Raw genomic sequence first — 15021 nt, forward strand, 5'->3', positions numbered from 1 at the left:
TAATCTCCGCATCGGATGAACGTTTAACTTGTAGTAACCTTGAACAAAAAAGGTTAACTACACGTTACCGTATCCGGGAAACTTACGTTAACAACTTATGGTTGTCTATATTTTTGTAGCGCCGTCGCTTTCAGAGCATTTTCACCATGCTCAGACACCGCTTTGACCCATTCATGAAACTCATCTTCACTGATCTGATACTTCTTCAACGCGTCACTTTGCGTTATCAAACCATAGGCAACACCGCGCACAACCGCTGCCTTTCGGGATGCAACCCACCGCCTGGTATTATCGGGCGGCAAATCCGCAAGCGTCATGACACTGCCATCCGCTAGCGTTACTGACCGCGGACCATCTACTTTTTTCAGATACATTACTCATACCCATCATTACTAATTTGAACAAACCTTGACCTTATCGGCTTAAAGACCCATGAAGCGCGCTCTTGAGAGTAGTTAGGATTTTCCTATATTTCCTCGAAATACCCGGAGATTTAGATATGCCGCTGGATCACGTGCACCCGTTGAACTCACTTGGCTTTGCCAAATCCCCCGCCGAAACACGCGTGGTCGTTGCGATGTCGGGCGGCGTGGATAGCTCTGTTGTCGCTGCTATGCTGGCCGAAGAGGGCTATGATGTGGTCGGTGTCACGCTGCAACTTTATGATCACGGCGCGGCTCTGGCCAAGAAAGGTGCGTGCTGTGCGGGCCTTGATATTCACGACGCACGGCGGGTCGCAGAGAAGATGGGCTTCCCCCATTACGTCCTGGATTATGAGAACATTTTTAAGGATGCGGTGATTGACGAGTTCGCTGACAGCTATCTGGGCGGTGCAACCCCGGTGCCCTGTATCCGCTGCAACGAGAGGGTGAAGTTCAAGGATCTACTGGAAACGGCAAAGGACCTGGAGGCGGATTGCATGGCCACAGGGCATTACATCCAGCGACATGAGGGAAGCAAAGGTGCCCAATTGCACGCCGCCGCGGACGGTGTGCGCGATCAAAGCTACTTCCTGTTTTCCACCACCCCCGAACAACTCGACTTCCTGCGCTTTCCGCTGGGACATCTGAAATCCAAGGCCGAAACCCGCGCGCTGGCCGCCAAATATGATCTCAGCGTTGCGGATAAACCCGACAGCCAGGACATCTGCTTTGTGCCAAACGGGGATTATGCTTCCGTGATCCTGAAACTGCGCCCGGAAGCCGCTGACCCGGGTGAAATCATCCATACAGACGGGCGCGTTCTGGGACGGCATGACGGCGTGATCAACTATACGATTGGCCAAAGGCGCGGCCTCGGGATTGGCGGGCTTGCCGATCCGCTTTACGTGGTAAAGCTGGACCCGGACACGAAATCCGTCGTTGTCGGCCCCAAAGAAATGCTTGCGACAAGAACAGTGCCCGTACGCGAAATCAATTGGCTCGGCGATGAAGACTTCATGTCCCGAGAAGAATGGCATCTGGCCGTGAAGGTGCGCTCAACCCGCCCGCCGACCGACGCCATCATCCGTCCTCTGAGCGCGACACAAGCCACCGTGGAGCTCGTGACCCCTGAACAGGGCGTCTCCCCCGGTCAGGCCTGCGTCTTTTATGACCCCGACAGCACGCGCATCTACGGCGGCGGCTGGATCCACAAAGGCTGAAAAGCGCGTCATTCACCCAACACGACCACATTGGCGACAAACTGTTTGACCCTCTCAGGGTCAAACGCATGGCGTCAGGCGTAGCCTGTCCTTTTAACAAAAGCACTTGGTCACAAACGCGCCAGAACCGCTTTTGCCGCGCGTAAACCGGGGTCTTCTCCGCCTTCACCAAGGCGCTGCATGGTCACCTCCATCGCCGCCAATTGCGCCTCTGGAGCGCGCAGCAACCCCAAGAGCGCCTCGGCAATGCGGTCAGGCTGACACTCCGGTCCCAGAAAATCGGGGACAACGCGCGTGTCCGACACCAAATTGACCAAGGTGACCGTATCCACCAGCGCCATCGCCTTTATCAACCGAAAGCTCAACCAATTCATCTTATAGGCAATCACCATCGGCGTGCGCGCCGCCGCCAATTCCAGCGACACGGTGCCAGAGGCCGCCAGCGCAATATCGCCAGCCTGGAACGCTGCGCGCTTCAAACGCCCCGCATCCATCAACGACATACCACGCGGATCCAACACTGTCGCGTTCACAGGCCATTTCGACACTTCCGCGCGCACCAGCTCCACAACAGGGGCCGCCGCCGGTACAACCACCTTCAAATCCTCATGCTGCGCTTTGAGCGACGCAATCGACTGCCCAAACACTGAGGCCAAACGCGCAACCTCACCCCGCCGCGATCCCGGCAAGACCAGAAGCATGGGGCCCGTACCGATCTCATGTGCGGCTCGAAACGCCGATACCTCTTCGGGGGTCGCCCTGGGCTCTGCAACCACCGGATGCCCGACAAAATCACACACCATGCCATCGACTGACATCAAGGGCGGCTCAAAGGGAAACAGGGCCAGAACCTGATCGATGACCTGCGCCATCTTTTTCGCACGCCCCGCCCGCCACGCCCAAACCGTGGGGGCCACATAATGCACCGTTCTGATCCGACTGACCGATTTCACACGGCGCGCCACGCGCAGACAAAAGTCCGGGCTGTCGATGGTGATCAACACATCCGGTTTTGAACGCACCACCGCCGCCGCCGTCTCATTGATCCGCGCCATCAGGGAGCGGTATTTCGGCAATATCTCGGCAATCCCCATGACGCTTAACTCTTCCATGGGAAACAGGCTTTGCAGCCCCTGTTCCTGCATGTCCGCGCCGCCAATACCCTCGAACGCAACGTCAGGGCGCAATTGGCGCAACCCTCGCATCAACGCACCGCCCAATTTGTCGCCCGACGGCTCGCCTGCAATGATGAAAACGCGCATCAGGGGCTTTTGCGCGCCCAAAGCACCAAACCCGCCGCATCCGCAGCGGCGATGGTGGCATCGGGTTCCAACAAAATGACCGACCCTGCCTCAACGCGTATCCCCGCAAGGCCCGCAAGGCCCGCACGGGCTGCGGCGGCGATAGTATCGGGGCCGATTGTGGGCATATCGACACGGCGATCCTGACCTGTTTTCGCCTGTTTGACCAAAATGGCCCGCGTCTTTGCGACGCCAGACGGCAAGGTTTCCAAAAGATGATCCGTCCCCCCCAGCGTCTCGATGCCCCAGACTAATCCAGCCCCGACGACACAACCCTGCCCGACATCCAAGGGGGCCAGAGCCGCCAGCACCGCCGCGCCCCGATCCGCATCCAACAGCATCCGCTCATCCGGTTGCACAGCACTCAAAACGCCCTCGCCCACCAGGAGGTCCGCGGCCAGATCCTGCGCCGCCGTTACCTTGAAACCTTGGGCCTCAAACACCGCGATGACCGCGCGCAGCGCCCCGTCATCTCCCGTACTCATCGCCTTCATGATCGTGGGAACCAACGGGAGGGTTGCGCCGTCCAATGCCGAAGGGTCCAGCGGCGGGCGTTCAATCGCCCCGCAAAGGCAGATCTCATCCACCCCGCGCGCCTTCAGATCCGCCAGAAGCGAACCCAGATGTTCCAGACGAAACACGATCTCGGCCTCTAGACCTTCGGGCTCAAACCCCCGCAAGGCGCAGATCAGCGGTGCCACCGGTTGCGCCCCTGCGATCCGTGCGGGCAGCCCCCCGCGTCCTGCGATAAGGGCAAGCATCAGCGCGGCGTCAGAAAATGACGACCGCTGTCGGCCAGAATGAAATCAACGATCTGGCGCACGTAATCGCTTGTGGTTTCCTCTGACAGACGCACTGCACGATCATGGAACGTCCCCTCGCCCTGCGCCAACATCTGAAACGCCGCGCGCAAGGCGGTGATGTCGGAGCGCGCCACGCCGCGCCGCTTCAGCCCGACCAGATTGAGCCCATCGAGTTCGCCCCGCGGAGCCTGCACCAGACCATATGGGATCACGTCATTCGTCACCATCGTGACCGCCCCGATGATCGCCCCGCGTCCGATGCGCACGAATTGATGCACGCCCGACAACCCGCCGACGATCACATCATCCTCCAGCACGCAATGCCCGGCAATCGCCACCGAATTCACGATGATGCAACGATCCCCAATGACCGCGTCATGCGCGATATGGCAGCCCGCCATGAACAACCCATCATCACCGATGCGCGTCACACCGCCCCCCGCCTCGGTGCCACAATTCATCGTCACATGCTCACGGATACGATTGCGTTTACCGATCACCAGCCGCGTCGCTTCGCCCTTGAACTTGAGGTCCTGTGGGATTTCGCCGATGACCGCAAAGGGGAACACCACCGTATCCGCACCAATTTCGGTGCGCCCGGTCACAACCACATGGCTCTTGAGGTGCACACCCGCGCCCAGCGAGACATCCGCACCAACCATGCAAAACGGGCCGATGATGGCCGTTTCATCAATCTGTGCGCCCTCTTCAATTACGGCGCTGGCATGAATGTTGCCCATGCGCTAGCCTAGGTCCATCATCGCGGTGAATTCACATTCCGCCGCCATTTCACCCTCCACCGACGCCACGCCGCCAAAGCGCCAGACCTTGCCGCCGGGCTTGCCACGCAGGGTCTGCAGGCGCATCTCCAACACATCGCCCGGCACGACTTTGCGCCGGAACTTGGCCTTGTCGATGGCCATGAAATAGACCTTCATCTCTTTATCCGCCATCTCCAGCGTCACGCCAACCATGACCGCCGCCGTCTGGGCCATGGCCTCCACGATTGTAACGCCCGGCATGATCGGCAAGCCCGGAAAATGCCCCTGAAAATGGGGCTCGTTCATCGTCACATTCTTGATGCCCATGGCGGAAGCCGTGCCGTCGATATCGACCACCTTATCAACCAGAAGGAAGGGATACCGATGCGGCAGGATGCGCTGGATCATCTGAATATCGGCGCTGGTTTGAGGGCTCGTCATGATAGGGCTCCTTTGGTCCTCAAGGGCTTGAGCATCTGAGTAACAACTCAACCGCGACAGGGCAAGCAAGCGCTGTCTCAGGGTTGTTCGGGTGCCGCAATGCCGTCCCCGAGGACGCTGTCCAGACGCGCGATGGCGGTGCGGGTGATATCGATGGCAGTGGCGCTCAGAAAAATCGACCGCCGCTCCAGGATGACGGCGGCACCGGATTCCCGCATCAGCGTTTCAAGGATCGGTGCTGCCGCATTGAGGAATACAACCCTGCGTCCCTCCAGCGCCACATTCAGGTCTCGCGTCTTGGCGTCCTGCGTGCGCCGCGTCGCCTGCACCTTCTCGTCAAACTCATCGGCAAGCAGTCGGAAATCCGCCGGCGGCAACGTCTCTCGGGTCTCGGTCAGCGCCTTTTCTTCGGCGCTCAAAGCCTCTTCGATCCTGCGGTTTTCCGCGGCAAGTGTTGCGCCGCGCGCCTCGAACTCCTCCACCACACGTTTCCCAAAAGCGCTCTCCGCAAATAAACGATCCGAATCAATGGTCAGGATCGGCGTTTGCACAGGACCGATACGCGTAGATTGCGCTGTGGATTGCCCCCCCCAGATCGACAGGCAGATCAGGAGTGTGAAAAGCGCCGCCGCATGCCGCATCGGATCAGAAAGACGTACTGAGCGTCAGTTCAAACGTCTGGTCCCGGTCGAAATCTTCCTTGACCAGCGCGTCCGTGAAGTTGAACCGCAGCGGGCCTACAGGCGTGTTCCACAGGATCGCAAAGCCGATGACATGGCGGAACGACCCCCCCTCGCCCACGATGTTTCCGCCCGCAACATTCACATCGCTCAGATCCCACAGGTTGCCCACGTCATAGAACAAGCCCCCGGTGATCCCGTATTCCTCTGGCAGACCGAGCGGGAACTCCGCCTCAAAACGCGCCGCCACATAAAGGTTACCGCCAAGCGGATCTTCGCCGCCCGTGGTCAGATCGCGCGGGCCAATCCCGCCGGGCTCAAAGCCCCGGATGATGTTGGTGTTCAGCAAGAAGCGGTCCACGGCCCGGTTTGTCCCCCCCGACCACGACAATGCGCCGCCCTCAAGCGTGGCACGCAGGGTCACTTCTTCGCTCAGCACTTTTGTCTGCCCGACAATGCGACCCGTGGTCTTGATGAATTGCGCATCCCCGCCCAGACCCGCGAAATCCTGGCCGAATTCCAACAAATAGCCGGAATTGGGATCCAGCCCGGTCAGACGGGTATCATAGGTCAACTCATATCCAAGCGAACTGGTCAGCTGCTCGCCCACGGCGATCTCATTGCCAATGACCGGGCCGTTGATCGGTGTGCTGCGAGCCTGCATCTCGGACTCGTCCAGAGTGTAGCGCAACTGGAGACGGGTGTTTTCGGCCACCGGGAAGGTCAGGGAGGGCTGAAACAGGAAGCGCTCGGTGTCATAGGTGGTAAAGGAGCTGTCCGTCTCTGCAATATCCAGTCGCAAACCAAAGGCCAGTTCGCGCCCCAAAAAGGCGGGCTCCACAAAATTGATCCCATAGCGACGCGAATCTTCGGTAGTCTGCACGTTCAATGCCAGGCGCTGGCCCCGCCCGAGAAAGTTCTCTTCGGCAAAGCGAATGGCAAAGCCGATACCGTCGTTGTTGGAGAAGGACGCACCAAAGCTAAAGGATCCGGTTGGGGCCTCCACCACATCGACATCCACAATCACCTGATCGGGCGAGGACCCTTCGCGCGCGTTCACCTCGGCATTTTCAAAATACCCCAACGCCCGGATGCGCTCAGCGGCCTCGCGGATTTCGCGCGGGTTGAACGGGTCGCCCTCGACACTGTTGAACTGGCGGCGGATCACCTGATCCAGAGTGGTCGTGTTGCCCTCCACATCAATGCGCTCAACAAAGATGCGCGGCCCGCGGGTCAGCACATATTCCACATTTAGGCGCAGGTTCTGGTCATCGCGTGTCACGCGCGGCTCGACCCGCAGAAAATCTACGCCATCGCGCAGCGATTGGCGCTCCATGCGGGCGATGTCGGCCTCCAGCAAGGAGGGCGAATAGACCACGCCCGGCTTGATCTTGGCAATGGCGCGGTAGATATCGGACTCCGCCCCCGGCACATCGCTGGTCACGGTAATTTCGCCGAAACGGAACTGCTGGCCTTCCTGAACATCAAAGACCAGGAAATAGGCGTCCCGCTCTTCGGTCAGCTCGGCATTCACGGAATTCGTGCGGAAATCAACATAGCCCCGCGAGAGATAGAAATCGCGCAAGAGTTGCTTGTCGAACTCGATGCGGTCTGCCACCAGCAAATCCGAACGTACAAAGGCACGCAGGAAACCCGCCTGCTTGGTATCCAGAACACGCCGCAACCGGCGATCCGAATAATTGCGGTTACCGACAAAGCTGAGGCGTTCGATTTCGATGTTATCGCCCTCAAAAATCTCGAACACCAGATCGACACGGTTGTCGGACCGGCGGATGATGGTCGGCGTCACCTTGGCCGCAAGACGCCCTTCATTGGCATAGGCATCCGCGATCAACCCCGCGTCGCGCTCCGCCTCAGAAGGATTGAACACGCGCCGCTCATTGGAATTGATTGCCGCGGCGAGCGCTTCATCATCGATGCGCGCATTGCCCTCAAAGCTGATCCGGTTGATCGTGGGGAATTCCACCACCGTGATACGAAGCGAATTGCCCTGCGGGTCGAAATTCACGGATTCAAACAATCCGGACCCGTTCAACCGCTGAAGTGCTGCGTTCAACTGCGCCGCGCTCAGCGTCTGACCCGGAACGATTCCCGCGCGTGTCAGGATCGCTGCATCCCCCACCCGCACGTTTCCGTCGATCGAGACCGAATTCAAAGTGTATTGTTGCGCCAGAACCTGCGTCGCGGGTGCGATCCAAGCCGCTGATAAAACCAGACAAACGCTTCCAAGTTGCAGCGATTGTTTCAGTTTTTTGAATTGCTTAAGCCTTTGCGAGCCGTTGCTCGATGTGCCCTCTGTCATGACCTGCCCCGATCCTCAGATTTTTATGTCTATCTGAGTACCCATTATGGCAAGTGTTGTCAAAACCATGTGGCCAAAAAACCTGCGACAACTACATGAGCGCAACACTCCGGGTTTGCGCCTATCGCGGATTTTTCGATTTAGGGGCCGAAAATACCAGGAAATTCAACCAATGATGGCATTTATCCAAGTCGCCGCCCCCAGGGCCAGCATGATGGTTGTGATATAAAGGACCCGGTCCCCATTGAGTTCCAACAGAAGGCTCAGGCTTTGGTGTCCGCGTTCAATCGTCTGCATCGATCATCTCCAATGGTTCGATTTACAGATTAAAACGTGAATATGGCGTGACTATGACATAATAAAACGGGATCAAGGCATCTTTTAGGCACCAATCAGGGGCAGAAGAGGTCATTCCCCAATGCAAAGACCATCAAGGTCAAAACCGTGGCCAATCCAAAAGTCATCAACACCCGCAGCGCCTTGTCGCTGGGCGGTTTGCCGGTCACGGCCTCATAAGCGTAAAAAACCAGGTGACCGCCATCGAGCGCGGGAACCGGAAAGAGATTCAAGAGCCCAACCGCCGTACTCAGCACCGCAATGAACCAGATGAAGGACTGCGCGCCCTGACTGGCCATGGCACCGGATGTCTGCGCGATACCGATGGGGCCGCTGAGATTGCAGGTGCTGATCGCACCGGTGATCATATGGCCTAGACCCGAAAGCGACCCTTCGATGATGCGCCCGGTCTGGCGCACACCGCTCATCAATGCCTCACCCACGCCGGGGGTCTGTGTGGCGGCCTCAAAGGCCAGCCCACCCGCGATGCCGATGCGCCATTGCGTGGCAAAGCCGCCCTCGGGCTGGGGTTCATCCACGCGTTTGGGTGTGAGCGTCACATCGAGTGTATCGCCAGCGCGCCAGATTGTCAGAGCCAGCGGCGCGCCATTGCCGCCCTCAACCGCCACCTTGAGTTCCGCAAAAGAGAAGATCGGCGCGCCATCAATCGCGGTGATGACATCACCAACTTCCAAACCGGCGCTCAAGGCAGGGCTCTGCGGGCTGACCCCGTTCACCAGCGGCGGCAGGATATAGGCATCCGCAACCCGGCGCTCGGAGCCGTCCCGTCGCACGGTATACTCGAGGATCGCTTCCTGCGGGATCGCATCGATGAAATCCGCATAGGCCTGTGCGTCCTGCGTACTTGGGACCACGGCCCCGTTGATGCGCAGGATTTCATCGCCGACTTCAAGCCCGCGCTGCTCCACCGGCAAGGGGCGCAATTCGCCAACGGCCAGTTGATCACGCGCCACACCGCTGGTCAAAACCACAGCCGCAAAAACAAGGATGGAGAGCGCAAAGTTGAACAGAGGCCCCGCCGCAACGGTTGCCGTGCGCGCCCAGAGGGGTGCGCCGTGCATGGTCGCGCGCAGCCGCACCGGATCATTTGCGGCCTGCGCCATCGCCGCATCATCGCGCCCGGAGGCCGCATTCGCGTCACCGGCAAATTTCACGTAACCGCCAAAGGGGAGTGCTGCGATCTGCCACCGCGTGCCGCGCCTATCCACGCGGGAATAGAGCACCGGACCAAAGCCAAGCGAAAATACATCCGCATGGATACCCGACCAGCGCCCCACGATATAATGACCGTATTCATGGATCGCCACGATCACCGAGAGCGCCAGGACAAACGCCGCAATCGTCCAGATGAACCCGCCAAATTGCGGTATCAACGCCAAAATATCCAAACTTTACCCTGCTCTTTTCTTTGCGACCCTATGGGCCTCCTGCCTTGCGACATGGTCCACTTGCGCGACGTTATCAAGGGTCATGGCGGCATCAATGTGACCGGGCATGCCCGCAACGCTGTCCAGAACATCCTCCACAATGCTTGCCATTTCGTTGAAAGCGATGCGAGCGGCGATGAATTCATCCAGCGCGGTTTCCTTGGCCGCGTTGAAAATCGCCCCCGCCAGCCCCCCGGTTTGCATCACCTCGCGCGCCAGGCGCAGCGCGGGCCAGCGTGTCTCGCAGGGCGCGCGGAAGGTGAAACTCCCGATCCCCGCCAGATCAAGGCGCTCCACCGGTAAGCCACGCCGTTCGGGCCAATGCAGCGCATAGCCGATGGCGTGGCGCATATCGGGCGGCCCCACATGCGCCATCAGGCCCCCATCGACAAATCCAACCATCGCGTGGATCAGCGATTCGGGGTGCACCAGCACTTCGATCTGATCCGGTCGAACACCAAAATATTCACGGGTTTCAATGAGCTCCATAGCCTTATTGAACATGGAGGCGGAATCGATTGTGATCCGCTGCCCCATGTCCCAATTGGGATGGCTGGAGGCCTCATCCAGCGTCGCATGGGCGAGGTCCTCAATGGGCCAGTCGCGAAAGGCACCCCCGCTGGCAGTGATGATCACCCGCTCCACAGACTCGATATCCTCACCGACGAGCGCCTGAAAAACCGCTGAATGTTCGCTGTCCACGGGCAAAAGCCGCGCCTGATGCGCCCGCGCCGTTTCCAGCATCAAGGCCCCGGCACAAACCAGCGACTCCTTATTGGCCAGCGCCAGAATGCCACCGTGTTTGAGGGCTTCAAGCCCCGGTGCCAGCCCTGCCGCGCCGACGATGGCAGACATGGTCCAATCGCTCGGACGCGCGGCGGCCTCAATCAAGGCCTGACTGCCCGCCTGCGCCTCCACGCCAGATCCGGCCAGAGCCGCACGTAAGTCCGACAGTAAATGATCATGCGCGGTGATGGCGATTTCCGCGTTCAGACGGATCGCATCCGCCGCCAGTTGCGCGATGTTTGACGCGCCGGTCAGCGCCACCACGTGATATTCACCCGGCACCCGTGCAACGAGATCGATTGTGTTCTGCCCGATGGATCCGGTCGCACCAAATATGCTGATCCGGCGCATCGCTTAGCCAGACACCACTGGCGCGCCCATCAAAGGGCCGCCAATGATCAATATAAACACTGCTGCTCCCAACATCCCGTCAAACCGATCCAGCAGACCACCGTGGCCGGGTATCAGGTTCGAGCTGTCCTTGACCCCGACGCGCCGCTTGATCGCGCTTTCGGCGATATCGCCCATCTGGCTGGCCATGGAGACGGCGACCGATATGCCGATCAGCTGCGCCCCTGCGCCGGTATTGGCCATGAACACGGCCCCCACAAGTGCTGCACCAACCCAGCCGAAGCCAGTGCCGGACCATGTCTTCTTGGGGCTGACACGCGGCCAGAATTTTGGCCCGCCGATCATGCGGCCCGCGAAATACCCCACCACATCCGTGACCACAACGACCAGCACCAGCCATAGCATCCAGTGAAAGCCCAGATCATCGCGCACCGACATCATACCGTAACCGGCCAACAGGACCATGACGGAAAACATCATGTAGATCGTCCTGAACTGGCGCAATTGACCAAAACCAACCAGCGCCGCCGCCAGCAATATCGGCAGGGCAAAGCCGATGGGCAGGTAAATCGCCACAAGTGTCGCAGCACCTGTAATGCCCCCCAACTGTATCGCCTTGCCCGAGCCTGCGCGCAGCATGATCGCCAGTTCCCAGATCATCAGCCCGCATATCGCTGCCACCATCACGTGGAAAATATGGCCCCCGACCCAAACACCCCAGAGGCCGAAAACCACCATCGCCGCCCCGGAGCCCAGGCGCGCGGCAAGATCGGACCATTTTTCGGGCATCGCCATTATCCGCGCACGCCGCCGTAGCGCCGCTCGCGCCCGCCGTAAGCCGCGCAGAGCGTTTCAAATTCCTCGCCGGTGAAATCCGGCCAGAGCGTATCGACGAATTCATATTCCGAATAGGCCGACTGCCAGAGCAGAAAATTGGAAATCCGCGCCTCACCGCTGGTGCGGATCACCAGATCAGGATCGGGCAAAACATGCGTATCCAGATAGCGCGGCAGGGTTTCTTCGTCCACGTTCTCGGGCAGCAACCGTCCCGCCGCCACATCCTCTGCGAGGCGTTTGGTGGCGCGCGCCACCTCATCGCGCCCGCCGTAATTCAGGGCAATCGTCAGATGGACGCGGGTGTTTTGCGCGGTCACGGCCTCCAGATCGTTCATCATGGAGATCAGCTTGTCATCCAGCCGCAACCGATCCCCGATAAAGCGCACCCGCACGCCCGAGGTGATCAGCGCGCGCGTTTCCTTGACAATGTAACGGCGAAACAGGCTCATCAACCCGGCGACCTCTACCTGCGTGCGCTTCCAGTTTTCAGTCGAAAAGGCAAAGATTGTCAGGTAATCAACGCCGATGCGCGGGCAACTCTCAACGATTTCGCGCACCCGTTTTGCGCCAGCGTGGTGGCCATAAAGACGCGGGCGTCCGCGCTGTGTCGCCCAGCGGCCGTTGCCATCCATGATGATCGCAACATGTCGCGGACATCCGTCGATCAGGTTGAGTTTCGCTTGGGGCATACCTGCCATTATCTTCTCCTGCTGCCCACTCGCCTGTGTCAATATAGACAGCCCGTTACCCAACGGTAAATCGCTTTTACACGTAGAACGTGGCTAATTCATAGCGTTTCAGGTAATAATACGTCGCAATATAAGACCTTATCGACCACAGGTCGGCAGAATTGCAACGCCTTCCCGCTCAGACCTGCATGATTTCGCCTTGCTTGGTCTCCAGCATTTCATCCACTGACTTGATCGCGCGGTCGGTGATTTCCTGCACTTCGCCCTCCCAAATCTTCTGATCGTCCTCGGAAAGCCCGTCCGATTTGGCCTTTTTGATCTGATCCATGCCGTCACGGCGCACATTGCGCACGGAAACGCGCGCGTTTTCGGCGTAATGGCCCGCAACCTTGGTCAACTCACGGCGCCGCTCCTCGTTCAACTCCGGGATCGGCAGCATGATGATCGTCCCATTAAGCTGCGGGTTGATCCCCAGACCGCTTTCGCGAATGGCCTTTTCGACCTTGCTGACCAGCCCCTTGTCCCAAACGTTGATCGTGACCATGCGCGGCTCTGGCACGTTCACCGTGCCGACCTGATTAATCGGGGTCATAGAGCCGTAAGCATCCACCATCACCGGTTCCAACATGGAGGCCGAAGCACGCCCGGTGCGCAATGAGGCAAATTCCGTGCGCAGATTGGCCATTGCCCCATCCATCCGGCGTTCCAGGTCATCGGTGTCGAGCATAAAGTCGTCTGACATAACATTTTCCTGCCACAAGTTTCTGAGGTGCCGACGCGAGGACACCGTGGTTAGCGACCTTATAATTCAGGATGATCGCGAAAGGCCAGCGCGAGTTGTAAGGGTTTGTGACACCCCGGCTTCCTGAATTCCCGTCTTATCCCTGGACCCGCGTGTAAGTCCCCTGCCCGGCCAATATCCCCTTGAACCCGCCCGGCTCATCCAGAGAGAACACGATGATCGGCAGGTTGTTATCACGCGCCAGCGCAATGGCGGAGGCATCCATCACCCCCAGGCGCTTGGCCAGAACGTCGTCATAGCTGACCGTGTCATAGCGTTTGGCATCTGCGTGTTTGACCGGGTCCTTGTCATAGACACCATCGACCTTGGTGCCCTTGAAGATCGCCTCGCAGGACATCTCATTGGCGCGCAGCGTCGCCGCCGTATCCGTGGTGAAATAAGGGTTGCCGGTTCCGGCGGCAAAAATGCAGACACGCTTTTTTTCCAGATGTCGCACGGCGCGGCGGCGAATATAGGGCTCGGCGACTTCATTCATGGTGATGGCCGAAATCACGCGTGTATGGATGCCAAGCCCCTCAAGCGAGGACTGCATGGCCAGCGCGTTCATCACCGTGGCCAGCATCCCCATGTAATCCGCCGTGGTGCGCTCCATGCCCTGCGCGGAACCTTGCAGGCCGCGAAAAATATTGCCGCCCCCGATCACCATGCAAATTTCGACGCCCAGATCATGCACCGATTGGACTTCGCGCGCGATGCGCTCGACCGTGGGCGGATGCAGGCCAAACCCCTGATCCCCCATGAGCGCCTCACCGGAGATTTTCAGCATGACCCGTTTGAAGGCCGCAGGTTGGTCTGTTTCTGTCATGGGGGCGGGCTCCTGAGGCGCGGGGTTTCGTTTGGCCGCAAAATGTCGCAAAAGCGGGCGGACTTCAATGCATCCTGACAGGAGCGCGCGCAAAAATGACATCCACAGGCGATCAAACCCTGCAGGGGCTGCTCAAAACCCTGTCGCGCGAGCGTCCGGTACTGATTGCGGGGCCGACCGCCTCCGGAAAATCCGCGCTGGCGCTGGAAATTGCCGCGCGCCATGGGGGTGTCATCGTCAATGCCGACGCAAGCCAGGTCTATGACTGTTGGCGCATCCTGACCGCGCGCCCCTCCCCAGCCGAAGAGGCCGGTGCGCCGCATCGGTTGTACGGGCATAAAAGCGCGCGCGCGCCCTATTCCACCGGGCATTGGCTGCGGGAGGTCTCCGCGCTGTTGGAGGGGGAACACCGCCCCATCATTGTCGGGGGCACCGGTCTCTATTTCACCGCCCTGACACAAGGCCTCGCCGATATCCCCCAGACACCTGAGGCGATCCGCGCGCAGGGCGATGCCATGGAGATGCAGGCGCTTCTGGACGCGCTTGATCAGGAAACGAGAACCCGGATCGACATTGCCAACCGCGCGCGGGTGCAACGCGCCTGGGAGGTGCAGCGCGCCACGGGCCGCAGCCTGATCGAATGGCAACGCCAGACCCCGCCCGCCATATTGCCCACGGCACAGGCCGATACGGTCGTGATTGATACAGACAGGGACTGGCTCAATACGCGCATAGAAATGCGTATCGACCAGATGATTGCGGCGGGGGCCGTGGAAGAAGCGCGCGCCGTCCAGCCCGATTACGACCCGACCCTGCCCGCGCACCGCGCCATTGGTGCCCCGGAACTCATGGCGCATCTGCGCGGCGAAATTTCGCTCAAAGAGGCCTGCCAGCGCATCAATATCGCCACGCGCCAGTTCGCCAAGCGTCAAAGGACATGGTTTCGCTCCAAAATGAGCGATTGGCCGCCTTTCAGCGCCCGTTCACAGCAATGATACTTGCATATATTAAACTGC

General features: G+C 59.5%; 16 protein-coding genes. 2 read left to right on the plus strand and 14 right to left on the minus strand.

What is annotated here, in order from left to right:
• Window positions 1-95: 95 nt before the first annotated feature.
• Window positions 96-374, minus strand: a complete 279-nt coding sequence (locus ROLI_RS11390; RefSeq protein ID WP_187430047.1) for a DUF1153 domain-containing protein — start codon at window positions 372-374, stop codon at window positions 96-98.
• A gap of 125 nt (window positions 375-499) precedes the next feature.
• Between ROLI_RS11390 and mnmA the strand changes: the two genes are divergently transcribed.
• The gene (mnmA, locus tag ROLI_RS11395; RefSeq protein ID WP_187430048.1) at window positions 500-1642 is read left to right on the plus strand and encodes a tRNA 2-thiouridine(34) synthase MnmA; all 1143 of its coding nucleotides are present in this window, start codon (window positions 500-502) and stop codon (window positions 1640-1642) included.
• 110 nt (window positions 1643-1752) lie between these two features.
• On the opposite strand, the gene lpxB is transcribed toward mnmA, so the two are convergent.
• The 13 genes from lpxB to pyrH all read right to left on the minus strand — a co-directional run bounded on the left by lpxB (window position 1753) and on the right by pyrH (window position 14005).
• The gene (gene lpxB / locus ROLI_RS11400) at window positions 1753-2904 is read right to left on the minus strand and encodes a lipid-A-disaccharide synthase (RefSeq protein WP_187430049.1); all 1152 of its coding nucleotides are present in this window, start codon (window positions 2902-2904) and stop codon (window positions 1753-1755) included.
• Window positions 2904-3704, minus strand: a complete 801-nt coding sequence (locus ROLI_RS11405; protein WP_187430050.1) for an LpxI family protein — start codon at window positions 3702-3704, stop codon at window positions 2904-2906. Before ROLI_RS11405 ends, lpxB begins: the two co-directional genes overlap by 1 nt.
• Window positions 3704-4486, minus strand: coding sequence for an acyl-ACP--UDP-N-acetylglucosamine O-acyltransferase (lpxA, locus tag ROLI_RS11410; RefSeq protein ID WP_187430051.1), 783 nt, complete (start codon window positions 4484-4486; stop codon window positions 3704-3706). Before lpxA ends, ROLI_RS11405 begins: the two co-directional genes overlap by 1 nt.
• A gap of 3 nt (window positions 4487-4489) precedes the next feature.
• Complete coding sequence (gene fabZ, locus ROLI_RS11415; RefSeq protein WP_187430052.1) at window positions 4490-4948, minus strand: 3-hydroxyacyl-ACP dehydratase FabZ; 459 nt, start codon at window positions 4946-4948, stop codon at window positions 4490-4492.
• 77 nt (window positions 4949-5025) lie between these two features.
• Window positions 5026-5589, minus strand: coding sequence for an OmpH family outer membrane protein (locus ROLI_RS11420; protein ID WP_187430053.1), 564 nt, complete (start codon window positions 5587-5589; stop codon window positions 5026-5028).
• A gap of 4 nt (window positions 5590-5593) precedes the next feature.
• On the minus strand, window positions 5594-7951 hold the full coding sequence (gene bamA, locus ROLI_RS11425; protein ID WP_187430054.1) for an outer membrane protein assembly factor BamA: 2358 nt from the start codon (window positions 7949-7951) through the stop codon (window positions 5594-5596).
• Between the two features lie 165 nt (window positions 7952-8116).
• Window positions 8117-8248, minus strand: coding sequence for a hypothetical protein (locus ROLI_RS11430; RefSeq protein ID WP_262386504.1), 132 nt, complete (start codon window positions 8246-8248; stop codon window positions 8117-8119).
• Window positions 8249-8343: 95 nt separating this feature from the next.
• Window positions 8344-9696, minus strand: coding sequence for an RIP metalloprotease RseP (rseP, locus tag ROLI_RS11435; RefSeq protein WP_187430055.1), 1353 nt, complete (start codon window positions 9694-9696; stop codon window positions 8344-8346).
• A gap of 3 nt (window positions 9697-9699) precedes the next feature.
• Window positions 9700-10872 (minus strand): 1-deoxy-D-xylulose-5-phosphate reductoisomerase, encoded by a 1173-nt coding sequence (dxr, locus tag ROLI_RS11440; RefSeq protein ID WP_187430056.1) that lies wholly within the window; start codon window positions 10870-10872, stop codon window positions 9700-9702.
• A gap of 3 nt (window positions 10873-10875) precedes the next feature.
• Window positions 10876-11667, minus strand: a complete 792-nt coding sequence (locus tag ROLI_RS11445; RefSeq protein ID WP_187430057.1) for a phosphatidate cytidylyltransferase — start codon at window positions 11665-11667, stop codon at window positions 10876-10878.
• Complete coding sequence (uppS, locus tag ROLI_RS11450) at window positions 11667-12407, minus strand: polyprenyl diphosphate synthase (protein ID WP_405048950.1); 741 nt, start codon at window positions 12405-12407, stop codon at window positions 11667-11669. Before uppS ends, ROLI_RS11445 begins: the two co-directional genes overlap by 1 nt.
• 169 nt (window positions 12408-12576) lie before the next feature.
• Window positions 12577-13140, minus strand: coding sequence for a ribosome recycling factor (frr, locus tag ROLI_RS11455; protein ID WP_187430058.1), 564 nt, complete (start codon window positions 13138-13140; stop codon window positions 12577-12579).
• Window positions 13141-13276: 136 nt separating this feature from the next.
• Window positions 13277-14005 carry a UMP kinase gene (gene pyrH / locus ROLI_RS11460; protein ID WP_187430059.1) on the minus strand — a complete coding sequence of 243 codons (729 nt, stop codon included), beginning with the start codon at window positions 14003-14005 and terminating at the stop codon, window positions 13277-13279.
• Window positions 14006-14100: 95 nt separating this feature from the next.
• Between pyrH and miaA the strand changes: the two genes are divergently transcribed.
• Entirely contained in the window at window positions 14101-15000 is a 900-nt protein-coding gene (gene miaA, locus ROLI_RS11465; RefSeq protein WP_187430060.1) for a tRNA (adenosine(37)-N6)-dimethylallyltransferase MiaA, read from the plus strand.
• Window positions 15001-15021: the final 21 nt, after the last annotated feature.

It is taken from the genome of Roseobacter fucihabitans, assembly GCF_014337925.2.
Lineage (GTDB): Bacteria > Pseudomonadota > Alphaproteobacteria > Rhodobacterales > Rhodobacteraceae > Roseobacter > Roseobacter fucihabitans.